This window comes from Pseudomonas sp. PGPR N4 (assembly GCF_059693665.1).
The window spans coordinates 124,454-145,875 of the sequence record NZ_JCAUKV010000007.1 but is presented as its reverse complement, the minus strand read 5'-3'; the positions used below and the strand labels follow the sequence as shown (position 1 = coordinate 145,875).

Annotated in this window: 19 protein-coding genes; 6 read left to right on the top strand and 13 right to left on the bottom strand. The window is 64.3% G+C overall.

The annotated features are described in order from the left end of the window. Nucleotides 1–10: 10 nt before the first annotated feature. From AC58X1_RS22655 to AC58X1_RS22630, 6 genes are all read right to left on the bottom strand, one after another. Nucleotides 11–2,107 carry a site-2 protease family protein gene (locus AC58X1_RS22655; RefSeq protein ID WP_497429489.1) on the bottom strand — a complete coding sequence of 699 codons (2,097 nt, stop codon included), beginning with the start codon at nt 2,105–2,107 and terminating at the stop codon, nt 11–13. Further along, nucleotides 2,104–3,417, bottom strand: coding sequence for an efflux RND transporter periplasmic adaptor subunit (locus AC58X1_RS22650; protein WP_497429488.1), 1,314 nt, complete (start codon nt 3,415–3,417; stop codon nt 2,104–2,106). The genes AC58X1_RS22655 and AC58X1_RS22650 overlap by 4 nt, the downstream gene beginning before the upstream one ends. Beyond that, on the bottom strand, nt 3,414–4,196 hold the full coding sequence (locus AC58X1_RS22645) for an efflux RND transporter periplasmic adaptor subunit (protein WP_150571271.1): 783 nt from the start codon (nt 4,194–4,196) through the stop codon (nt 3,414–3,416). Before AC58X1_RS22645 ends, AC58X1_RS22650 begins: the two co-directional genes overlap by 4 nt. Before the next feature lie 353 nt (nt 4,197–4,549). Continuing rightward, nucleotides 4,550–5,947, bottom strand: coding sequence for a GABA permease (gabP, locus tag AC58X1_RS22640; protein ID WP_101322219.1), 1,398 nt, complete (start codon nt 5,945–5,947; stop codon nt 4,550–4,552). Nucleotides 5,948–6,441: 494 nt separating this feature from the next. After that, entirely contained in the window at nt 6,442–7,809 is a 1,368-nt protein-coding gene (gudD, locus tag AC58X1_RS22635; RefSeq protein WP_497429531.1) for a glucarate dehydratase, read from the bottom strand. Between the two features lie 24 nt (nt 7,810–7,833). Further along, nucleotides 7,834–9,183, bottom strand: a complete 1,350-nt coding sequence (locus tag AC58X1_RS22630) for an MFS transporter (RefSeq protein ID WP_101322220.1) — start codon at nt 9,181–9,183, stop codon at nt 7,834–7,836. A 326-nt stretch (nt 9,184–9,509) separates the two neighbouring features. Between AC58X1_RS22630 and AC58X1_RS22625 the strand changes: the two genes are divergently transcribed. Beyond that, nucleotides 9,510–10,223, top strand: coding sequence for a FadR/GntR family transcriptional regulator (locus AC58X1_RS22625; RefSeq protein ID WP_497429487.1), 714 nt, complete (start codon nt 9,510–9,512; stop codon nt 10,221–10,223). A gap of 122 nt (nt 10,224–10,345) precedes the next feature. On the opposite strand, the gene AC58X1_RS22620 is transcribed toward AC58X1_RS22625, so the two are convergent. The 4 genes from AC58X1_RS22620 to AC58X1_RS22605 all read right to left on the bottom strand — a co-directional run bounded on the left by AC58X1_RS22620 (nt 10,346) and on the right by AC58X1_RS22605 (nt 13,519). Then, entirely contained in the window at nt 10,346–11,356 is a 1,011-nt protein-coding gene (locus AC58X1_RS22620; RefSeq protein WP_150571272.1) for a zinc-dependent alcohol dehydrogenase family protein, read from the bottom strand. Between the two features lie 40 nt (nt 11,357–11,396). Beyond that, nucleotides 11,397–11,987, bottom strand: coding sequence for an HAD family hydrolase (locus AC58X1_RS22615; RefSeq protein WP_150571273.1), 591 nt, complete (start codon nt 11,985–11,987; stop codon nt 11,397–11,399). Continuing rightward, nucleotides 11,984–12,853 carry an acyl-CoA thioesterase II gene (gene tesB, locus AC58X1_RS22610; RefSeq protein WP_101322224.1) on the bottom strand — a complete coding sequence of 290 codons (870 nt, stop codon included), beginning with the start codon at nt 12,851–12,853 and terminating at the stop codon, nt 11,984–11,986. The genes AC58X1_RS22615 and tesB overlap by 4 nt, the downstream gene beginning before the upstream one ends. 96 nt (nt 12,854–12,949) lie before the next feature. Then, nucleotides 12,950–13,519 carry a GNAT family N-acetyltransferase gene (locus tag AC58X1_RS22605; RefSeq protein ID WP_497429486.1) on the bottom strand — a complete coding sequence of 190 codons (570 nt, stop codon included), beginning with the start codon at nt 13,517–13,519 and terminating at the stop codon, nt 12,950–12,952. Nucleotides 13,520–13,645: 126 nt separating this feature from the next. Here AC58X1_RS22605 and AC58X1_RS22600 point away from each other — a divergent pair, with 126 nt between their 5' ends. Together AC58X1_RS22600 and AC58X1_RS22595 are read left to right on the top strand one after the other, a co-directional pair. Next, complete coding sequence (locus tag AC58X1_RS22600) at nt 13,646–14,560, top strand: histone deacetylase family protein (RefSeq protein ID WP_150571274.1); 915 nt, start codon at nt 13,646–13,648, stop codon at nt 14,558–14,560. A gap of 152 nt (nt 14,561–14,712) precedes the next feature. Continuing rightward, nucleotides 14,713–15,951 carry a TIGR03862 family flavoprotein gene (locus tag AC58X1_RS22595; RefSeq protein WP_497429485.1) on the top strand — a complete coding sequence of 413 codons (1,239 nt, stop codon included), beginning with the start codon at nt 14,713–14,715 and terminating at the stop codon, nt 15,949–15,951. A gap of 46 nt (nt 15,952–15,997) precedes the next feature. Here AC58X1_RS22595 and rhlE1 read toward each other — a convergent pair whose 3' ends face one another. From rhlE1 to AC58X1_RS22580, 3 genes are all read right to left on the bottom strand, one after another. Next, on the bottom strand, nt 15,998–17,329 hold the full coding sequence (gene rhlE1, locus AC58X1_RS22590) for an RNA helicase RhlE1 (RefSeq protein ID WP_103435085.1): 1,332 nt from the start codon (nt 17,327–17,329) through the stop codon (nt 15,998–16,000). 210 nt (nt 17,330–17,539) lie between these two features. Further along, a complete protein-coding gene (locus tag AC58X1_RS22585) occupies nt 17,540–18,019 on the bottom strand; it encodes a LabA-like NYN domain-containing protein (protein WP_101322228.1) in 480 nt (159 codons plus the stop codon). 54 nt (nt 18,020–18,073) lie between these two features. Continuing rightward, complete coding sequence (locus tag AC58X1_RS22580; protein WP_497429484.1) at nt 18,074–18,823, bottom strand: DUF2076 domain-containing protein; 750 nt, start codon at nt 18,821–18,823, stop codon at nt 18,074–18,076. A 153-nt stretch (nt 18,824–18,976) separates the two neighbouring features. Here AC58X1_RS22580 and AC58X1_RS22575 point away from each other — a divergent pair, with 153 nt between their 5' ends. The 3 genes from AC58X1_RS22575 to AC58X1_RS22565 all read left to right on the top strand — a co-directional run bounded on the left by AC58X1_RS22575 (nt 18,977) and on the right by AC58X1_RS22565 (nt 21,417). Further along, nucleotides 18,977–19,633, top strand: coding sequence for a YciC family protein (locus AC58X1_RS22575; protein ID WP_101322230.1), 657 nt, complete (start codon nt 18,977–18,979; stop codon nt 19,631–19,633). A gap of 65 nt (nt 19,634–19,698) precedes the next feature. Beyond that, nucleotides 19,699–20,796 (top strand): endonuclease/exonuclease/phosphatase family protein, encoded by a 1,098-nt coding sequence (locus tag AC58X1_RS22570; RefSeq protein WP_497429483.1) that lies wholly within the window; start codon nt 19,699–19,701, stop codon nt 20,794–20,796. Between the two features lie 108 nt (nt 20,797–20,904). Beyond that, on the top strand, nt 20,905–21,417 hold the full coding sequence (locus AC58X1_RS22565) for a hypothetical protein (RefSeq protein WP_497429482.1): 513 nt from the start codon (nt 20,905–20,907) through the stop codon (nt 21,415–21,417). Nucleotides 21,418–21,422: the final 5 nt, after the last annotated feature.

The following is a 21,422-nucleotide window of genomic DNA, read 5'->3' as shown; positions in this document are numbered from 1 at the left end:
GAGCACAACTCTAGAAACCGCTTTCGCGCACACCCAGCGCTGCCAGGCGTCGCCACAGACCACCGAGCAACGACTCGCCAGCACCCTCCAGCACCACCACGCCGCGCCGTGGCTGGTCGACTTCCGCTATGTCACTCAGCGGGCTCAGGCGCACGCCATATTGGGCCTGGACCGGCTCGGCGCGGTGCTGAGTGTCGCGGCGTACGGCAATCGGGCCGTGATGATCGGAGGTGAGCGCTTCAAGCTCGACATAGCTAACGCCGGTGGCGTCGATTGTGTCCAGACGCACCTCGATAGCCGCCCGCGCCGGATCATCGGCAATGAAGCGCCCGGTGCTGCCAGGCGCGACCCGCCACAGCGAGGCTTCGGCCAGATAACCCCGCAAGCGCACGCCAGGCTCGACGATTCGGCCGAGGGTCTGGCTCGGGCTGAGCCACAGCCCGGGCGTCAACTCAGGCGGCAGGTCGCGCATTACCCCCGCTTGCGGCGCGCGGATCTGCAGGCGCTCGCGCTGAGCCGCCAGGCCGCGGTACTCGGCGACCGCCTCGGCCAGTTGCTGCTCCAGAATGCCCGCATCACCTGCGGTTTCGCTGCGGCTGGCCTGACGCCGTGACAGCAACTGCAGAATCTCGATTTCCCGGCGTACGATCACCTGCCGTGAATCCAGATCGGGCGACTCCAGTTCCAGCAGCAACTGGCCTTGGCTGACTACCTGGCCATCCTGCACATGCAGCGCGGTCAGGCGGGCGGCGACCGGCGCGTGCAATGCCGAAGTTCGTGAGGCTTCCAGCACTGCCGGCACTTCGACTGCGGTGCGCCACGGCAGCAACAACACCGCCAGCACGGCCAGCAAACCGGCGCCTAACCAGAACAACTTGTGCGGGGTCGCCTGAGCGCGCCGCTGCCACCAGTGGCGCAGCTCTTTGTACACCGGCAGGCCGATGAACCAGACCAGCTCCACCGCCATCAGAAATATCCCCAGCACCTTGAAGAACAGGTGATAGACCGCCAGGGCGATACCAAAAAACAGCACTGCGCGCCAGATCCACGAGCAGTAGCCCCACACCAGCAAACGTCGGCGCATCAACGTCGGCCACGGCTCCGGCGCAGGGTCGCCGTAGCCGAACAGCGTCTCGCGCAGCTGCCAGCGGCACAACGCAAACGAGCGGTTCTGCAGGTTCTCCACGCCCCACAGGTCGCTGACCAGAAAATATCCATCAAAGCGCATGAATGGGTTCAGGTTGATCAGCAAAGTCGTCACCCAGGTTGCGGTGGCCAGCATGAATGCCGCCGTGCGCGCCGGCCCGTCCGGCAGCAACGACCAGGCCAGCAGGGCCAACACTGCAAGCACCAGTTCGGCAAACACGCCACCGGCATCGATCAGCAAGCGCGAGCGACGGTCACTGACCCGCCAGGCATCGCTGACATCGGTGTAGAACATCGGCAGCAACACCATGAACGCCAGCCCCATGCTCTGCACTCGACAGCCCGCGCGCTTGGCCATGAACGCATGGCCAAATTCATGCAGCAGCTTGGCGAACGTCAACGCCACGCCAAACGCCAACACCCCGCCGAAGCTGAACAGGTGCGGAAAGGTCGCGATAAATCGCGACCAGTCACGCATCACCAGAAACAGGCCGAAGATGAACAGCAGCGGCAGGCAATAGCGCAGGATCCAGCCACCATTACGCTCAAGCACTGGCCAGGCACGATTGAGGAAAGCATCCGGACGCCACAGCGGGATGCGGAAAAACAGGTACTGGTGCATCACCCGGGTACCCAGGCTCTGCCGGCTACCGGCGGCCTTGAGGCCATAGCTGGCGCGCTGGCGCGGGTCGAGTGCAGCGATCAGGTCGTGCTGGCCAAGAAATGTCAGCAGCTCTTCCAACAAGCCTTCCTGCAGGGGGATCCCTGGCTCGGCATTGGCAGCTGCCAACACCCGCTGCGGATCACCCAGCGCCCAGTGCCGCAGCAACCGCACCGCCGGGCTGCCCAACTTGAAATAACGCCCGCGCAGCGGGTCGGCCAGGGTCCATTGCGGCGCGCCATCGAACGCCGGGGCGGCCGCTGACAGCTGCAGGTCTGCACGCAGCGCCGGCAGCATCAAACACCCAGCCCTTGGCGCAGCGCGGCCAGCGGTTTACGCAGCAGGTAATACACCAGCGGCGCCCGCGCGCCATAAAGCTTGGCCGTGCCGCGCAGGCCAATGCGCGGCGGGCTGTCGGCAAAACTGGCATCCAGCCGATAGGCCAGTTGTCCGGCGGCGGTCAACTGCGCTTCATAGGCCGCACGTTCCAGGCTGGCGACGTGACGCTGCAACGGGTCACTGTCGAGAAACAGCGCCACTTCAGCGCCGGGCTGCAACGCGATGGCATCGCCCACCGGCAGCTCCATACGAAGCTGCGCCTGATTGGGGTCGGCAATCTGCATCAGCCGTTCACCGGTCTGCACCGGCTTGCCAGTCCAGCGCTCGGCATCGGCAAATACCGCGATGCCGGCGCGTTCGGCGCGAATCTCGCTGCGCGCCAGCAGTTGCCGGGCATAGTCGAGCTCGGCGCGTTTCTGCTCTACCCGCGCGGCGAGCAGATCGAGGCGGGCATTGGACTGCGCATCGGAGAACGCACGCTGGGTGCTGGCCTTGAGTTCAGCCTCGGCCACGTCCAGCGAGCGCTCGGCGACATCGGCCTGGGCCTTGAGGGTGGTAGCGTCGAGCCGCGCCAACAGCTCGCCCGCCTCCACCCGCTGGTTGGGTTTGACCAGGATCTCGGCCACCACCCCATCCAGCGGCGCGGCCACCACACGGCCGCCCAACGGCACCACTTCAGCGGGGGCCAGCACGGCCTGGCGCACCGGTACCAGTAGCACCAGCAAAGCTGCGCCAAGCACCATGGCAATGCGCCGCCGTGGCCAGCGCAGCCGCCACGGCCTGCCCGGGCGCAACGCCAACCAGGCATGCGCGTATGTCTCGGCCAGTTGCCCGAGCAAGGTCAGCTCGGCCTCGCTGAACGGCTGCTCGCGGGCCAGCCAGAGGCCACCGAAGGTTTCCCCCTGGCGATCGTTCAGCGGTAACCAGCACGCGTGGGCGGCTGACAGCGCCTGCCACTCACCGACCGTCTGCTCGTCCAGCTCAGCCGGATCAACCGGCCCGGCCTCGGCGCCACGGCTGTGCAAGCTGGCGGCGGCGCGCTCGACGAACGCCACGAACGGCGCGTTGGCCTCGACCACGCTGATGCCGGTCAGCGCCTGCACCTTGCCCGCGATCAACAGCGCGGCATGGCGAAAACCAAACAAGGCCTGGCCATCGTTGACCATGGTGAAGCCCAGCTGCTCGGCCGTGGCCGCCTGCCGGGCCTGGCGCTGCAAGCCGAGAAATACAGCGAACGCGCGCTCGACAGCGCCGCCCGCCGCCGCGGTCATTGCAGCTCCGCGAAGTGCGCCGAACCGCTCATGCCCGCCAGCAACCCGGGGGCCTGTTGCGGCAATGTGCCGATCAGCAGCAAGGTCTGGCTGCCTTCATCGATGCGCGCGCCAACCCGCTTGACCTGAGCCTGCAGCGGCTGGCCGGTTTCATCGGGGACGAACTCAAAGGCTTGCCCAGGCTTGAGCCGGCCGAGCCAGCGCGACGGCACCAGCAACTGAATTTCCAGCGAGCGGTTGTCGACCACTTCCAGTAGCGGCGTGCCGCTGGCGACGCTTTCGTGCGGCTGGGCGCGGCGCTGCACTACCCGGCCATCGAACGGCGCGGTGATCACGCAGCGTTTGACCTGCACCTGGTAGACCTGCGCCTCGGCCTGCGCCTGCGCTTGCTTGGCTTCGGCCAACGACACGGCAAACTGGCCGACCGACTTCAGCGCGGCCAGTTGCTTGTTGTGATTGAGTTCTTCGCGGGCGGCGCGCACGGCGGCCTGAGCGGCATTGAGCTGGGCTTGATAGGCGCTGCAATCGAAGCGCGCCAGCACACTGCCCTTCTGGAACGCTTCACCGTCGCCGTAAGGCATCTCGACGATGCGCCCGGCCAGTTCGCTCGACAGCACCGCCTGGTCGCGCGCCCTGAGCACGCCGCGGGCGCTGGCCGGTGCCGCTTGCGCAGTGGCCTGGGGCGCGTCAAGCAGCGGATCTTTTGCAGGTTCGCTGGCTAGCGCCGGCACCAGATACAACATACCCATAACCACGGCCAATCCAGCAGCACGACGCATGTTGCGCACTCCATTGCGAACTCAGTGCGCGGAGTGTACGAAAAAAGTGATGGCACGGATACATCACGGCCATCGACTCTTTACGCCTGTTATCAGGGCAACTGCGATGAAGATGATCACCAGCCAGGTCAGGTCCGGGGGCAATCGCCGCATGAGTTCTGGGGGCAAGCTGAGGGCACTGACAAAGCCGCTCCAGACCGCGCACAGCAATGCCATGCACGGATCCCTGTAGGAGCGGCCTTGTGTCGCGAAAGGGTCGCGTAGCGGCCCCAAATTTTCCGCTTCGCCGCCAACATCGCCGGGCCAGCTGCGCTGGCCTTTCCGACCGGTCCGGCGCTCCGGCAAGGCCGCTCCTACAGGGGCAGCGCCTTGGCTGCGGCGGTGCGGGCGTGGCCGCGGGTAGTGATGATGCCAAGGAACGAGATGGCAATTGCCAGGCCCAGGGTTGCCGACACTTCAGCGCGATGCTCGGGGGTGTACATCATCACGCTCAAGGCCGCGGCGATGAAGATGATCACCAGCCAGGTCAGGTACGGGAACAGCCACATGCGGAACTTGAGCTCGGTGTTCTCCCGCTCCAGGCGGCGGCGCATGCGCAACTGCGAGATGGCGATCACCATGTACACCAACAGCGCAATCGCCCCAGAGCTGGCCAGCAGAAACTCGAACACACCGGCCGGAGCGAAATAGTTGAGGATCGCAATCGCCGCGCCGATCAAGGTGCTGCCGAACACAGCGGCACGCGGCACGCCGACCTTCGAGGTGTTTTTCAGCAGAGCCGGGGCGTCACCGCGTTTGGCCAGCGAATACATCATCCGTGAGGCGATGTAGATCGACGAGTTCATGCAGCTGGCCACGGCGACCAGCACCACGAAGTCGACCATGAACGCAGCGTTGGGGATGTTCATGATTTCCAGGGCGCGCTGGTACGAGCCTACCACCGCCAGTTGCGGGTCATTCCACGGCACGATCGAGATGATCACGAAGATCGACAGGATATAGAAGGTGCTGATCCGCCAGATCACCGAGCGGGTGGCCTTGGCGATGTTGCGCGACGGGTCGCTGGACTCGGAGGCGGCGATGGTTACGGCCTCGGTGCCGATAAAGCTGAACATCACGGTGATGAACGCGCCGATCACGGCCGACCAGCCTTTTGGTGCGAAGCCGCCGTACTCGTCGACCAGCGTGCTGAGGCCGCTGACTTCGCGATTGGGCAGCCAGCCCAGCAGCGCCGCAAAGCCCAGCCCGATAAAGCCAAGAATGGCCACAACCTTGAGGATGGCAAACCAGAACTCGAACTCGCCGTACTTGGCCACGCTGAACAGGTTGGTGCCGGCCAGCAGAATGATCGAGGCCAGGGCAAAGATCCAACTGTCCACCTGTGGGAACCAGGCGTTGAGCACATGCCCGGCGGCAAGGGCTTCGATGGGGATCACCAGGACCCAGAACCACCAGTACAGCCAGCCGATGGTGTAGCCGGCCCAGCGACCGATGGCCTGGTCGGCGTAGGTTGAAAACGAACCGGTGTCGGGGTGCGCGACGGCCATTTCGCCGAGCATGCGCATCACCAGCACCACCAGGGTACCGGCAACGAAATAAGAAATGATGGTGGCTGGGCCGGCTGCCGCAATGGCATGCCCGGAGCCGACGAAGAGCCCCGCTCCGATAATGCCGGCGATGGACAGCATCGTGACGTGACGGGGTTTGAACCCTTGCGCGAGGTTACTTCCAGCAGATCCCACGGTGTTCATTGATCTTGTTCTCTTTTTGCTGACACAAGGAAGGACGGGCAGGCGTAGGCGAAAATAATCTCCTTCGAATACAAGGGGGTAGGCACATTTCTTGTGCTCTTGGCGGGACGTTTTACACGCTTTGCAGAGCAGCGCGCCAGCTCGAATGCACATCCATTTAACCGGGCCAGAGCGGCTGGAAATTATGCGAGACCGCCTTGCAGGTGCGCGATCACGACAGCGGATATCGAATCGCGGCAAATGTCGTGAATGGCATATCTGATTGCGCCATGGCGCGCTGGAGGGGTAGCAACGGACAGGGTTTTCTGTCGGGTACAGCCGTGGATTGCCGATGATGCGCGGTCTGTGTAGGAGCGGCCTTGTGTCGCGAAAGGCCCGCAAAGCGGGCCCGGCGATATCGGCGGCGAAGCTCAGATCTGGGCCCGCTACGCAGGCCTTTCGCGACACAAGGCCGCTCCTACACAGACCGCGTCGCTCGAATGCTACACGGTCTTCTAGCGCACCAGGCAAGGCCGCTTGTTATCGAATTTCCACCCCGGGATCAGGTACTGCATCGCCACCCCATCATCCCGGGCACCCAAACCCATGTTGCGATAGCACTCATGCGCCTTGGCCAACTGATCTTCATCCAGCTCCACCCCCAACCCCGGCCTTGCCGGCACACGCACATGGCCATCGATAATCCGCAGCGGCTCACGGGTCAAACGCTGGCCGTCCTGCCAGATCCAATGCGTGTCGATCGCCGTGATCTCGCCCGGCGCCGCGGCCGCCACCTGGGTGAACATCGCCAGGGAAATATCAAAGTGGTTGTTCGAATGCGAACCCCAGGTCAAGCCCCAGTCATGGCACATCTGCGCGACGCGCACCGAGCCTTGCATGGTCCAGAAGTGCGGATCGGCCAGCGGGATATCCACCGACTGCAGCTGGATCGCATGGCCCATCTGCCGCCAGTCGGTGGCGATCATGTTGGTCGCGGTCGGCAGCCCGGTGGCGCGGCGGAACTCGGCCATCACCTCACGCCCGGAGTAACCGTTTTCGGCACCGCAAGGGTCTTCGGCGTAGGCCAGCACATGGTGCTGGTCACGGCACAGGGCAATCGCTTCCTTGAGTGACCAGGCGCCGTTGGGGTCGAGGGTGATGCGCGCTTGCGGGAAGCGTTCGGCCAGGGCGGTAACCGCTTCGATCTCGTCCTCACCCCGCAGCACGCCGCCCTTGAGCTTGAAGTCGCTGAAGCCGTAACGGACCTTGGCGGCCTCGGCCAGGCGCACGATCGCTTCTGGGGTCATGGCTTTTTCGTGCCGCACGCGCAGCCAGTCGTCATCGGCATCGTGTTCGTTACGGTAGGCCAGATCGGTCTGCTGGCGGTCGCCGATGTAGAACAGGTAGCCGAGCATCTTCACCGCATCGCGCTGCTGGCCTTCACCGAGCAAGGCGGCGATGGGCACGCCGAGGTGCTGGCCGAGCAGGTCGAGCAGCGCTGACTCGATGGCCGTCACCGCGTGTACGGTAATGCGCAGGTCGAAGGTTTGCAGGCCGCGGCCGCCGACGTCGCGCCCGGCAAAGGTCTGGCGCATGGCGTTGAGCACGCGCTGGTAATGGCCGATGGGCTGGCCGACTACCAGGCTGCGGGCGTCTTCGAGGGTCTGGCGGATGGTCTCGCCACCAGGTACTTCGCCCACGCCGGTGTTGCCGGCGCTGTCGCGCAGCACGACGATATTGCGCGTGAAGTACGGGCCATGGGCGCCGCTGAGGTTGAGCAGCATGCTGTCGTGGCCGGCTACCGGCACCACGCGCAAATCGGTGACCACGGGGGTGCCATTGTGAGCCTGGGTGGCGTTCAAGGTGTCTGCTGGGTTATGCATAGTCATTATTGTTGTCCTGCCGGGTCAGTGGGTCTGGCTCAGGGCCGACTGCGGTTTGAGGTCATTGGGCGTGTTGGCCTTGGGGCCGGTGCGCACGAAGAACACCACGATCGCCGCCAGTACCGAGGTCACCGCCAGGCCATACAGGCCGCCCTGGATCGAGCCGGTGTGCTGCTCAAGCAAGCCGAAGGTGGTTGGCGCGACAAAGCCGCCGAGGTTGCCGACCGAGTTGATCAAGGCGATCACCGCCGCGGCGATGCGCGCATCCAGGTAGCCCTGCGGGATCGGCCAGAACAGCGCCGAAGCCGACTTGAAGCCGATGGCGGCAAAGCACACCGCGACAAAGGCGAACACAGGGCCACCGGTGGTGGACATGAACATGCCGATGGCGGCGATGATCAGCGCCGCGGCGACCCACGCTTGCTGGAACTTCCAGCGGGCAGAACCGGCGGCGAAGGCATACATGGCGATGATCGAGATCAGCCACGGGATCGAGTTGAAGAAGCCGACCTGGATGTCGGACAGATCACCCATGCGCTTGATGATGCTCGGCAGCCAGAAGGTCGCGGCGTAAATGGTCAGCTGGATGCAGAAGTAGATGCCGCAAAACAGCAGAATCTGCCGGTCCTTGAGCAGGCGCCAGGCCGAGGTCTTGACCACCCCGCTCGCCTCGCGCTCACGCTGCTCGCGGTCGATGGTCTCGACCAGCGCGTCCTGCTCGGCACGGCTCAGCCACTTGGCGTCGTGGGGTTTGGAGTCGAGCCAGAACCACACCACAAAGGTCAGGCACACCGAGGCCATGCCTTCGATGAACAGCATCCATTGCCAGCCGTGCATGCCGAAGCCCTGAATCTGCATGAGCATGCCGGCCAACGGCCCGGAGATCAGTGAGGCGACCGCCGAACCACTGAGGAAGATCGCAATCGCCTTGCCACGCTCAGCCGCAGGCAACCAGCGGGTGAAGTAATAGATCACCCCCGGGAAGAACCCCGCCTCGGCCACGCCAAGCAAAAAGCGCAGCACATAGAACTGGGTTTCGGTCTGGACGAAGGCCATGGCAGTTGCCACCAGGCCCCAGGTGAACATGATCCGGGTCAGCCACACACGGGCGCCGACGCGCTGCAGAAGCATGTTCGACGGCACCTCGAACAAGGCGTAGCCGATAAAGAACAGCCCGGCGCCAAAGCCGTAGGCGGCGGCGCTGATGCCGAGGTCGCTCTCCAGGTGCGGGCGGACGAAGCCGATATTGACGCGGTCCAGGTAATTGACGATGAACATGATGACGAACAGCGGCAGGACGTGGCGTTTGACCTTGGCCACGGCGCTGGTCAACACGTCGTCACGCCGTGCGGACGGAGCGAGGGTGTCGTTCACTGCAGAATCTCCCACTAATTGTTTTTGTGCGGGTCGATGGCGGTCACAGCGGCGGACAGCGCGCTTGGTTGTCTGACATGCCAGTGGAGGCCAGAATAGGCCTCACGCAGTTGTACGACAAGATGCTGAACGGTCAGCAAAAAGCGAAATACAAGCTTATAAAGTGAATAAAATCGGCAAAAATAATGAATACGGTTTAAACAACGACAGCACCTGCCTGATTTGTGCCGATGAAAATAATTTGAAATTTCAACTTGTCAGACAAGCTCTGATGCTAATCTCGCCGCGAGCCCCTGGCACTTGTCTGAACCGTTGCGGAGCCGCCCATGACCGCCCCCGAAGCCATCGATCCCCCGCGTAAACGTGGCCACAGCCGCGCCCATGATCTGGTCTCGAGCCTGACCCAGCAGATTCTGCTCGGCACCTTCAAGCCCGGCGACAAGCTGCCCTCGGAAAACACCCTGGTACGCGAGCACGCCGTCAGCCGCACCGTGGTGCGCGAGGCGTTATCCAAGTTGCAGGCTTCCGGCCTGGTCGAGCCGCGCCATGGCATTGGCACTTTCGTTATCGAACGCCAGGCACAAAGCGGCCTGCGCGTCGGCGCCGAAAGCGCAGCCAGCGTGCGTGATCTGCTGGAGTTACGGATTGGTCTGGAAGGCCAGGCTGCGGCATTGGCCGCACTGCGCCGGACTGACAGCCAGTTGCAGCGTATGCGCCAGGCGCTGGATGACCATCAGGACCTCGCCGCCGCCGGCGATAGTTGCATCGAACCCGACCGGCGCTTTCACCTGCTGATTGCCGAGGCCACCTGCAACCTGTATTTCAGCGAGACCATGGCGCAACTGGGCAGCGGCTTGATCCCGCGCAACCGCATGGCCGCCGATGAGCGCTCAGGCGCCAAGCTGGCCCGGCATGCCTACCTGGCCAACCTGGAACATGAGGCGATCCTCAATGCCATCCGCCGGCAGGACCCGGATGCGGCGCGGGCAGCGATCTGCCTGCACCTGTCCAACAGCCGCGACCGCTTGCTGCCCGAGTGAAGAGTCGGGGACGCCGGGGGCGCTTCGCGCCCCTTTCGCGACACAAGGCCGCTCCTACAGGTGACCGCGTAAGTCGTTGGTACGCGGTAGTCTGTAGGAGCGGCCTTGAGCCCCCAACGTCCTCAAAACGTCAGGCAGATCTTGCCGAAGTGGCGATTGCTTTCCTGATGCTGGAACGCCTCGACGATCTGTTCCAGCTCGAAGTGCTTATCGACCACCGGCCGCAAGCCATTGGCGTCGATAGCGCGAACCATCGCCTGCTGCTGCGCGCGGCTGCCGACCAGCACGCCTTGCAGACGAATCTGCCGCACCAGCGCCTGCACCAATGGCAACTCCCCAGCGACGCCGGTAAGAATCCCGATCAGCGAGATATGCCCGCCAATCCGCGCCGCGATCATCGACTGCTCAAGGGTGGCCGGGCCGCCGACTTCAATCACATGATCGACGCCGCGATTGTCGGTCAGCTTGCGCACCTGCTCGCCCCAGGCCGGGGTGCTGCGGTAGTTGATCACATGATCGGCGCCCAGCGCCTTGAGCCGCTCCAGCTTGGCATCGCTGGATGAGGTGGCGATCACCGTAGCGCCGGCCAGCTTGGCGAACTGCAGAGCAAAAATAGACACACCACCTGTGCCCTGCACCAGCACGCTATCGCCGGGTTTCAGCTGATCATCGGCCATCAGTGCACGCCAGGCAGTCAGCCCTGCCGTGGTCAGGGTTGCGGCCTCGGCATGGCTATAGCCGCTCGGCGCACGGGTGAACGAGGTCGCGCGCGCAGTAACCTGCTGGCGCGCATAGCCATCGATACCATCGCCAGGCACGCTGGCAAAACCCTCGACCAGCGGCTGGCCGTCGAGCCAGTCGGGGAAGAACGTGCTGACCACCGCATCGCCGACCTTGAACTCGGTGACGCCCGCGCCCACCGCCGTCACTTGCCCAGCGCCATCGGCCATCGGAATGCGCCGCTCGCTCGGCCCCCACATGCCGCTGACCACGGCAAAGTCATGGTAGTTGAGCGAGCTGGCGTGCAGGCGCACGCTGATCTCGCCGGCCTGCGGCGCGGCAGCCTCGCAGGTGCCGATCTGGACGTTGGCGTAACCGCCGCCGGGCTGAACGTAGATGGCCTTGCTGGTCATGACAGCTGTTCCTCTGTGAGTGGTTGGGGGGCTGTGCAGCTTAGCCGAGCATCGCCTGCAGCTGGCGGCAGTCGGCGGCGTGCCAGTCGGTCAGCTCTGGCCAGGGGTTGTCCGGCAGGTTGACCAGTACCGTGCGTGCGCCCGCGGTGCGGCCACATTCCAGGTCGATGCGGTAGTCGCCGACCATCACCAGCTCGCTGGGGTCGACGTCCCAGGCCTGGGCGATTTTCAGCAGGCCGTCGGGGCTTGGCTTGGGCGCGGCTTCATCGCGGCCGAGCACCAGCTCCTTGGCAAAGCAATCGGCCAGGCCGATGGCCTCGAGGGTGACGTGGGCCAGCTCGCGGGCATTGCGGGTGAGGATCGCCAACTGGCAACCACGCCCGGCCAGCTCGCGCACCAGCTCGACCGCGCCCGTTGCGGCAGTCGACGCCACGGCCAGGTCACGCTCGTGTTCGAGCAACCAGGCGTGTTTGGCTTCGGCTTCGGCAGCAGGCAAGGCGGCCAGGTGGGTAAGAATATCGTTCTCGGGCGGAATGCCCAGCGCTACCCGGATGGCGGCAAAATCATGCACCGCCACGGTCAGCGTGCCGTCCATGTCGAACACCCAGTTGCGTACTGTCGAGAGGCTCATGACCAGTCCTTGCGATGGCGAATCAGGCCTTCCTGAGCCGACGAGGCAACCAGTTGCCCGGCGCGGTTGTAGATGCTGCCGCGGCAGAAGCCACGGGCGTTACCGGCCCACGGGCTGTCGGTGGCATACAGCAGCCAGTCATCGGCGCGTAGGTCACGGTGGAACCACAGCGAGTGGTCGAGGCTGGCAATCTGCATGTCCTTCTGCCACACCGACTTGGCATGCGGCAGCAGCGCGGTGGTCAGCAGGCCAAAGTCGGAGGCGTAGGCGAGCAGGTATTTGTGCAGCGCGGGCACGTCCGGCAGGCTGCCGCTGGTACGGAACCAGGCGTATTTGACCGGGTCGCCGGGCTTGGGGTTGAACGGGTCGCGCTCGGTTACCGGGCGCACTTCGATCGGCCGATCACACAGCACCTTGTCGCGGATGCGCTCGGGCAGTTGCTCGGCCATGGCGCTGGCCAGTTCGACTTCGCTGGGGAGGTTTTCCGGGCCGACCACATCGGGCATCTGCGCCTGGTGCTCGAAGCTTTCTTCGTCGTACTGGAACGAGGCGCTGCAGGTAAAGATGGTGTGGCCTTTCTGGATCGCAGTCACCCGACGGGTGCTGAAGCTGCCACCGTCACGCACGCGATCAACCGAATACACCACCGGCAGGCTGGCATCGCCCGGGCGCAAGAAATAGCCATGCAGCGAATGCACATGGCGGGCGTCTTCGACTGTCTGGCTGGCAGCCGACAGCGCCTGGCCGAGCACCTGGCCGCCGTACAACTGGCGAAAGCCCAGGTCCTGGCTGCGGCCACGGAACAGGTTTTCCTCGATCGCTTCAAGGCTCAACAGGTCGACCAGGTCGTCCAACACGTGGCTCATGGGGGTGTTCTCCTAACTAGGCAGCACGGCGCTACAGCATTTTTGAAAGACAAGATGATACAGAATTTGTCATCAGCGCTACGCATGCAGCGCCATTCAGCCGTGCAGGGTGTCCTGCCAGTGGGCGCGATCGATGCGGTACAGCACATGCCGGCGCAGCGGGTCATCGGCGGCAAGCTTGGGGTGGTCGAAGCTGCCGTCGAGGTCCTGCTGCATGCCGATGGCCTGCATGACCTTCTGCGACGCCAGGTTGCTCTCGCTGGTGAACGACACCACCTGCTCCAGACGCAGCTGGGCGAAGGCGCAGCGCAGGCAGGTCCAGGCCGCTTCGCTGGCAAAACCCAGGCCCCAGTGCCGGCGGGCCAGGCGCCAGCCGATTTCCACCGCCGGGGTAAACGGCGCGTCGAAGTTGACGTTGAGCAGGCCGGTCATGCCGATGAACGCGCCGGTGTCCTTGCGCTCCAGCGCCCACAGGCCGTAGCCGTATTCATTGAAGTGACCGCGCACCCGGCCGATCAACGCAGCCGCCTCGACCCGGCTCAACGGCGCCGGGAAGTAACGCATTACCTGGGGGTCAGCAGACATCGCGGCAAACTCGGCGAGGTCTTCGTCGTGCCACTGGCGCAAGATCAGGCGGGCGCTCTCAAGTTTGGGGATCAGCGTCATCAGCCAGCTCCGAAAAGGTCGTATCGCATCTTACAGGGTAGGCCCAGCAACGCGGCGGCGCCCGGCAATAGCCCAACGGCCACCGGAGCTGGCACTATCCACACACATCTCTAGTGCGATCCCATCATGCCGTTGCCGCTGATCTACCACGACGACTACAGCCCGGAGTTTCCCGCCGAGCACCGCTTCCCGATGGACAAGTTTCGCCTGCTGCGCGACCACCTGATCGACAGCGGCCTGACCCGCGACGAAGATTTGCTGCGCCCCGATATCTGCCCCAACGACATCCTCGCGCTGGCCCACGACCGCAGCTATATCGAGCGCTACATGAGCGGCGAGTTGTCCCGCGAGGACCAGCGCCGGCTTGGCCTACCCTGGAGCGAAGCGCTCGCCCGGCGCACCGTGCGGGCGGTCGGTGGCTCGCTGTTGAGCGCCGAGATGGCCCTGCGCGACGGCGTCGCCTGCCACCTCGCCGGCGGTACTCATCATGCCCACTACGACCACCCGGCAGGCTTTTGCATCTTCAATGACCTGGCGGTGATCAGCCGTTATCTGCTGGAGGCCGGGCGCGTGCACCGCGTGCTGATCTTCGACTGCGACGTGCATCAAGGCGACGGCACCGCACGCATGCTGCAAGACACGCCGGAGGCGATCACCGTGTCGCTGCACTGCGAGCAGAACTTCCCCGCGCGCAAGGCGCAGAGCGATTGGGACATCCCGCTGCCGCGGGGCATGGGCGACGCCGAATACCTGCAGGTGGTGGATGACGCGCTCAACTATTTGCTGCCGCTGTACCAGCCCGATCTGGTGCTGTACGACGCCGGAGTGGATGTGCACAAGGATGACGCGCTGGGTTACCTGCAACTGACCGACGAAGGCCTGGCGGCGCGCGATGAAAAGGTCCTGCGGCATTGCCTGGGGCGGGATATCCCGGTGGTCGGGGTGATTGGTGGCGGCTACAGCAAGGACCGCCTGGCCTTGGCCAAGCGCCATGGCATCCTTCATCACACTGCAGCGCGTGTCATCAGTTGTTCACAATGACTGTGGAACCGCCTGTGGATAACCTGCTGGCAACCCGCTGCAGGCCTCTAGCTGTATGGCCTGCAAAGCACTGATCATTTTTTGACCAGTGCTTGCGAAAGCGTGCTTGGGGTAGAATGCCGGCTCTTTTCCACAGCCCGTTGCCGCCGACCATGTCTGATCTTGACCCTGCTCGCCCTCCTCTGGTTGCCGTTATCGGTGCCGGCCCTGCCGGGCTGATGGCCGCCGAAGCCCTGGCGGCGTCGGGCGCAGCGGTGCAGGTGTTCGACGCCATGCCGTCGGTGGGGCGCAAGTTTCTCCTGGCGGGCGTTGGCGGGATGAACATCACCCATTCCGAGCCCTACCCCGCGTTTGTCGGGCGCTACGCCGAGCGCAGCCGCGAGATCGACGCGCTGTTACGCGACTTTGATGCCGACGCGCTGCGCCAGTGGATACATGATCTCGGCATCGAGACCTTTGTCGGCACCTCAGGGCGGGTGTTCCCCACCGATATGAAAGCCGCGCCGTTGCTGCGCGCCTGGCTCAAGCGCCTGCGCGACAGCGGCGTAGTTATCCACACCCGCCATCGTTGGTTGGGCTGGAATGCCGAGGGCGCGCTGCGGATAGCTTATCCACAGGGCGAACTGAGCGTACAGGCTGATGCCGTGGTGCTGGCGCTGGGTGGCGGCAGTTGGGCACGGCTCGGCTCTGACGGCGCCTGGCTGCCATTGCTGGCAGAGCGGGCTGTGGATATCTCGCCATTGCAGCCGAGCAACTGTGGTTTTGAAGTAGCAGGCTGGAGCGAACTGCTGGTGAGCAAGTTTGCCGGGGCGCCGCTGAAGAACATCGCTCTGGCCATGCCCGGCAGCCCGCCGCGCAAGGGCGAATTCATCCTCACCGCCCAAGGCGTCGAAGGCAGCCTGGTGTATGCCTGGTCGGCGCCGGTACGGGAGGCGATCAACCGCGAGGGCCGCGCTACCCTGCTGCTCGATCTGCTACCAGACAAGCCTGTGGACAAAATCGCCCAGGCCCTGGCCAAGCCACGTGGCTCGCGCTCGATGGCCAAGCATCTGCACAGTCAGTTGGGCATCGATGGCGTGAAGGCGAGGTTGTTGCGCGAGCTGACCGATCAGGCCACGTTTGCTGACCCGCAGGCACTGGCGGCGGCGATCAAGGCGCTGCCGATCGAGCTGGTACGCACGCGGCCGCTGGACGAGGCCATCAGCAGTGCCGGTGGGGTGCGTTTTACCGGGCTGGATGAGGGCTTGATGCTGCGTCAGCTACCGGGGGTGTTCTGCGCTGGCGAGATGCTCGACTGGGAGGCGCCGACCGGCGGCTATCTGCTCACGGCGTGCTTTGCCAGTGGCTTGCGTGCGGGCAAGGCTGCGGCCGAGTGGCTCAACGCCCGCTGATGGCGAGTCGAGCCGAACGCAGGGTCTGCGCTCGGCTCTGATCAGCCTACGGCTTGCGCTTGCGCGGGCCACCGTTGAAGCTCGGCACCTTGCGCACGGCTTTCACCGCTGGCTTGGCGTCGGCCGAATCAGTGCTGTCCATCCATTTGCCCAGACCACGCTTGGCGCTGTTTTCCTTGGGCTTCTTGGGCTTTTTCGGTTTCTTGATCACTTGCCCGCTGGCGTCGGTCAGCGGCACCCGGTGCTCGGGGATAAAGTCCGGTTCTTCGTGGCGCGGCAGGGTCTGGCGGATCAGCGTTTCAATCGCCGAGAGCATCTGCACTTCATCGGCGCACACCAGCGAAATTGCCTCGCCTTTGTTGCCGGCCCGGCCGGTACGGCCAATCCGGTGCACGTAGTCTTCGGCGACGATTGGCATGTCGAGGTTGACCACCAGCGGCAGGTCGTCGATGTCCAGGCCACGGGCGGCCACGTCGGTAGCCACCAGCACCTGAATCTCGCGGGCCTTGAAGGTATCCAGCGCGCGCTGGCGAGTCGCTTGCGGGCGATCGCCGTGGATGCCGTCGGCCACGACGCCTTCGGCGAGCAGACGCTCGACCAGTTGATCGACACCGTTACGGGTCTTGGCAAACACCAACACCTGCTTCCAGCGCTGCTTGCGCAGCAGGTAGCAGAACAGGTCGGCCTTGCGCTTCTTGTCGACCGGCACCAGCCACTGTTTGACGGTATTGGCAGCGGCGTTGCGCGGGCTCACTTCGATGCTCAGCGGGTCGTTCAGGGCGAGGCCTGCGAGCATGCGGATCTGCTCGGAGAAGGTCGCCGAAAACAGCAGGGTCTGGCGCTTGCGCGGCAGTGCGGCGTACACCGATTGCAGTTCCTCGGCAAAGCCCAGGTCGAGCATGCGGTCGGCTTCGTCGAGCACCAGCATCTGCACCTGGCCGAACTTGACCGCTTTTTGCCGGAACAGGTCGAGCAGTCGGCCTGGGGTCGCCACCAGCAGATCGACACCACGGCGCAGGCGCATCATCTGCGGGTTGATGCTGACCCCGCCGTACACGGCGTAGGTCGAGACCGGCAGGTTTTCGGCGTATTGCTGGACGTTGGCATGGACCTGCTCGGCCAGCTCGCGGGTCGGCACCAGGATCAGCGCGCGGATCGAATTGCTGGCGACCTTCTCACCTTCCAGCGCCAGCCGCTGCAACACCGGCAGGGCAAAGCCTGCGGTCTTGCCGGTGCCGGTCTGGGCGGCGGCCATCAGGTCGCGGCCAGCCAGCACGGCGGGGATGGCCTGGGCCTGCACGGGCGTCGGGGTGGAGTAGTCGCGCTGCTGCAAGGTGCGCAGCAGCGGTTCGATCAGGCCGAGTTGGGCGAAATTCATTTCAATACCGTCAGGGGGGTTCAGCGAAGGCGGCAGTTTAACCTGCGAACACCGCTGCCTGACAGATCGAACACGATCCCCGTAGGAGCGGCCTTGTGTCGCGAAAGGGCTGCGCAGCGGCCCCGACTATTTGTGATGCGGCATAAATCCTGGGGCCGCTACGCGACCCCTTCGCGACACAAGGCCGCTCCCACAGGGGACCGCGTACGATCAGTGGCGCAACAACAGATGCCCCTCGATCGGCACATAACGGCTGGCCGCGCGTATCAACGACAGTGCCGTCAACCCAGGCGTGCCATACACCACTGCTTCTACCCCATGACGCTGAATCGCCCGCTCCAGCAGCAGATCGAAATCACCATCGCCAGACGCCAGCACCACCTGGTCCACCCGGCTGGCCGCTTCGATCACATCCAGGGTAATGCCGACATCCCAATCGCCCTTGGCCGAGCCATCGCTGCGCTGGATATACGGCTTGAGGCGCACCTCGAAACCGAGGTTGCGCAGAATCTGCTGAAACTGCTGTTGCTTGCTGTCGCCGCGATCAATTGCATAGGCCACCGCTTCGACAATGGTGCCTTCGCGACTCACTTCGGCCCACAGCGCTGCATAGTTGAAGTGGCAGCCGTGGGCCTGGCGGACGGTGTAGTAGAGGTTCTGCACGTCGGCGAACAGCGCGATTTTTTTCATCCAGGCCTCGGCTGAGCGGGCAGGCGCCCGCAAAGCTGAGCAGTATGCCAGCTGTCAGACGAAGCTGTCGTCGTCGCTGAAGAAGCCGCCATCGTCACTGCCGTAGTCAGTGTCGGCGTAGCCGCCCTGGTCAGCGCCGTAGCCACCGTTGTCGGCCACCTGCTGCTGCGCGCCCTGGTCCTGCCAGCCGCCGCTGTCACTGGCCGGCGCCGGTTCTTCCTTGATCACCTCGACCACTTCGTCTGGCTGCGAGTTGTGGTGGAACATGCTGCTGATGCCCTGCGCCAGCAGCACGCCACCGGCAACTCCGGCTGCCGTCTGCATAGCCCCACCGAGAAAACTCGATGCACCCGAGCGGGCCGGCGCGGCATTGAACGCCGATTGCTGCTGCGGTTGCTGGGCTGGTGCTGGCGCGTTGTACGCAGCAGGCGCAGGGTCACGCCAGCCACCGCCAGACGTTGCTGGTGCTGGGCGCTGCGGTTGCGGATCAGGGCTGCGGCTACCAGCACCAAAGATGCTCGACAGGAAGCCACCGCTGTTGGTGTTGCTGCTGCGGGTCGCATCGACCTGGGCGCGGGCCTGCTTCAGCTCGGCCTCCAGCTGCTTGTTCTTTTCATCCAGCTGCTTGAGCGCAGCCTCCTGCACCAGGATCGCCTGGGCCATGTAGTACGGCGCCGCAGGTTGCGTGCGCAGGTGCGCTTCGATGCAGGCCTGGGCCTGGGCATCGCGCGGCTGGTTGGGGTCTTCGGCTTGCTTGATACGGCCAAACAGGCCATCGATCAGCGATTGTTCTTCGGTATTCATGCTTACCTCACGCGCTGGGCGGGACATCGGATGCGTCAAAGATGGGGGGTGGCGGCGCGGGATTCAATCGGCGCACGGGTGAAACTTTTTTCAGCAAGGGCCGGAGTGGGCTAAAGTTACGCCCCTGCTATTACTGCCATGCGATGTTGACTGATGAATCCGCTGAGCGTTCTGCGCGACTCCCTGTACTTTTTCCGCCGCCACCTGGCGAGCATCGTCCAGCTCTGCCTGCCGTTGATCGTGCTCGAGGCACTGGCCACCCAACTGCTCTATCGCCAGCTCGGCGACAGCGCCTCGCCGGTCTACGGCATGCTTGTCAGCCTGCTGCTGTACCCGCTGTACAGTGCGGCGCTGATCCTCTACCTGGACACCCGCAGCCAAGACCAGCACATCGCCAAGCGCGATTTGTTCGCCCGCGCCGTGCAGCTGTGGCCGCCGCTGGCCTTGCTGATCATGATCAGCACCTTGTTGATCATGGCCGGCCTGGCACTGTTCGTGTTCCCCGGCATCTGGATCATGATCAACCTGGTGTTTGCCGAGTACCTGCTGGTGCTGCGCGGCATGCCTTTGATGCAGGCCATGCGCGAAAGCGCGCGGATGACTACCGGCCATTTCATGCGCATTCTGGTCTGCGTGTTCGTTTCGCTGGCACCGGCATGGTTGCTCGACGGCCTGTTGCTGATGGCCTTCCCCGACCCCGCCGGCGGCGTGCAATTGGCCATGGACAGCCTCAGTGGGCTGCTGCAGTTGTTCAGCAGCGTGGTGCTGTTCCGCATCTTCATGCTGCTTGAGGCCAATGCTGGCGCCTGAGCCACGCTGACACGGCGCCACCACCTTGGGTATGCTGGCGCCATTCGCACCGACAAGCCGAGCCGATGATCCGACTACTGCGCAACGTCCTGTTGTTGATTTTCCTGGCGCTGGCCTTGCTTTGGTTGCTGGCCAACCATCTGGGCTGGCAACCTGCCCCGCGTGAAGCGCTGCCAGTCGCCTGTCAGAACCCGGCGCCACTCTTGCAAGCCGGCCAGCCGCTGAAGGTGATGAGCTGGAACGTGCAGCACCTGGCCGGCAAGCGCTATGTGTTCTGGAGCGACCAGGGCCAAGGCAGCGATACCCGCGCCACCGCGGAAGACCTGGCGTTCACCCTCGATGAGGTTGCGCGGGTGATCCGTGCCGAGCAGCCTGATGTGGTACTGCTGCAGGAGCTGGACAAAGACGCCAAGGCCAGCGATTACCAGGACCAGCTCGGCCTGCTCCACGAGCGTCTGGCCGACCTCTACCCGTGCAGCGTGCAGAGCTATCAGTGGCAGGCTGGCTTTGTCCCCGACCGGCATATCTTCGGCAGCGTGGGCCGCACCCTGGCTACCCTCAGTCGCTACTCGATCGCCAAGGCCGAGCGCCTGCAACTGCCCAATGACGTGAGCGGCCCGCTGAGCCGGCTGCTCGAGCAGCAACCGGCGTTGCAGGTCAGCTATCTGCCGTTGAGCGACGGCAGCCGGCTGGCGGTGCTCAACACCCAGCTGTCGCCCTACCGCGCCGGCAGCGACCTGCAAAGGCGGCAGATGAACCACGTCAGCAAGGTCGTCGACCGCCTCGAAAGCCAGGGTACGCCGTGGCTGCTCGGCGGCGACTTCAAGCAGTTGCCGCTAGGCCAGTATCGCCGCCTGCCGCCTGCCCAGCGCGGCAGCTACGCCCCGGACAGCGACCTGCACCTGCTCTGGGACAAGTACCCGATGATCCCCAGCAATGCTGAAGCCAGCGGCGCCGAGCGGGCACTGTGGCTGACCCACTTCCCCAACGACCCGGCCCTCAGCGGGCCCGATCGCAGTGTCGACTTCGTCTTCCATAGCCCGCGCCTGCTGCGCTTGCAGGCCTATGTGCTGGGCAACGGCACCGAGCAGATATCCGATCACCTGCCCGTACGCGCCGACCTCGCCATGCCTGGGCCGCAGCGCCCGGCACGGGGTGAATGAGCACAGCCAGGAAAGGCTTCAGCCTCCGTTGAGCTGAGCTCGCAACCTAAGGTGTAACGCCGCCCGGAACCGTGCGGCCCATACCCTAGGCACTGCGAGGCACACTCCATGAACCCAAGCATCATCGATACATACGCCAATTCATTTCGCGCCAGGCTGTATCTGCATGAAGAGGGTCAAAATACGCCACTGCGGCTGAGCCAGCCGAACGATAAGTTCTCTTGGGGAGTGAGCCCAGAAAACGACTGGCTGCAAACGGGGGGCAATGAACCTTCATTGATCATCTCCTTCGACTACCACTCGATGGAAGACAACCGCTTGCACTATCACTTGCACATCTCTGGCCGGAGCAAGCAAGGCTCCGGCCCGCAGGTACCGCGCAGACTGGGAGTCAGCACGAACGGCTATCTGGGCTTCTACTGGATCGCAGAGGTGACCGATTACTGGAAAATTGAACCCCTGCAAGAGACCGACGAAGGCCTGCTGTGTCATCTGCGCGACCACCTCGGACACAGAGTCGGTACCTTGGAAGACACTCCCCATCACCAACCTGGCCGGTTCAACTACCTGAATGTCAGCGAAAGTGAGATCGCCACCTTCCTCCTGCAAAAAACCAGCTAGCCCTC

Bases quoted from the DNA above. Each gene is read 5' to 3' on its own strand.
- gabP (WP_101322219.1), bottom strand. From the start codon at position 5,947: ATGAACACCGTGGGATCTGCTGGAAGTAACCTCGCGCAAGGGTTCAAA.
- AC58X1_RS22575 (WP_101322230.1), top strand. From the start codon at position 18,977: ATGAATCCGCTGAGCGTTCTGCGCGACTCCCTGTACTTTTTCCGCCGC.
- AC58X1_RS22570 (WP_497429483.1), top strand. From the start codon at position 19,699: ATGATCCGACTACTGCGCAACGTCCTGTTGTTGATTTTCCTGGCGCTG.
- AC58X1_RS22600 (WP_150571274.1), top strand. From the start codon at position 13,646: ATGCCGTTGCCGCTGATCTACCACGACGACTACAGCCCGGAGTTTCCC.
- rhlE1 (WP_103435085.1), bottom strand. From the start codon at position 17,329: ATGAATTTCGCCCAACTCGGCCTGATCGAACCGCTGCTGCGCACCTTG.
- AC58X1_RS22625 (WP_497429487.1), top strand. From the start codon at position 9,510: ATGACCGCCCCCGAAGCCATCGATCCCCCGCGTAAACGTGGCCACAGC.
- AC58X1_RS22615 (WP_150571273.1), bottom strand. From the start codon at position 11,987: ATGAGCCTCTCGACAGTACGCAACTGGGTGTTCGACATGGACGGCACG.
- AC58X1_RS22565 (WP_497429482.1), top strand. From the start codon at position 20,905: ATGAACCCAAGCATCATCGATACATACGCCAATTCATTTCGCGCCAGG.
- AC58X1_RS22580 (WP_497429484.1), bottom strand. From the start codon at position 18,823: ATGAATACCGAAGAACAATCGCTGATCGATGGCCTGTTTGGCCGTATC.
- gudD (WP_497429531.1), bottom strand. From the start codon at position 7,809: ATGCATAACCCAGCAGACACCTTGAACGCCACCCAGGCTCACAATGGC.
- AC58X1_RS22595 (WP_497429485.1), top strand. From the start codon at position 14,713: ATGTCTGATCTTGACCCTGCTCGCCCTCCTCTGGTTGCCGTTATCGGT.
- AC58X1_RS22585 (WP_101322228.1), bottom strand. From the start codon at position 18,019: ATGAAAAAAATCGCGCTGTTCGCCGACGTGCAGAACCTCTACTACACC.
- AC58X1_RS22620 (WP_150571272.1), bottom strand. From the start codon at position 11,356: ATGACCAGCAAGGCCATCTACGTTCAGCCCGGCGGCGGTTACGCCAAC.
- tesB (WP_101322224.1), bottom strand. From the start codon at position 12,853: ATGAGCCACGTGTTGGACGACCTGGTCGACCTGTTGAGCCTTGAAGCG.
- AC58X1_RS22645 (WP_150571271.1), bottom strand. From the start codon at position 4,196: ATGCGTCGTGCTGCTGGATTGGCCGTGGTTATGGGTATGTTGTATCTG.
- AC58X1_RS22650 (WP_497429488.1), bottom strand. From the start codon at position 3,417: ATGACCGCGGCGGCGGGCGGCGCTGTCGAGCGCGCGTTCGCTGTATTT.
- AC58X1_RS22605 (WP_497429486.1), bottom strand. From the start codon at position 13,519: ATGACGCTGATCCCCAAACTTGAGAGCGCCCGCCTGATCTTGCGCCAG.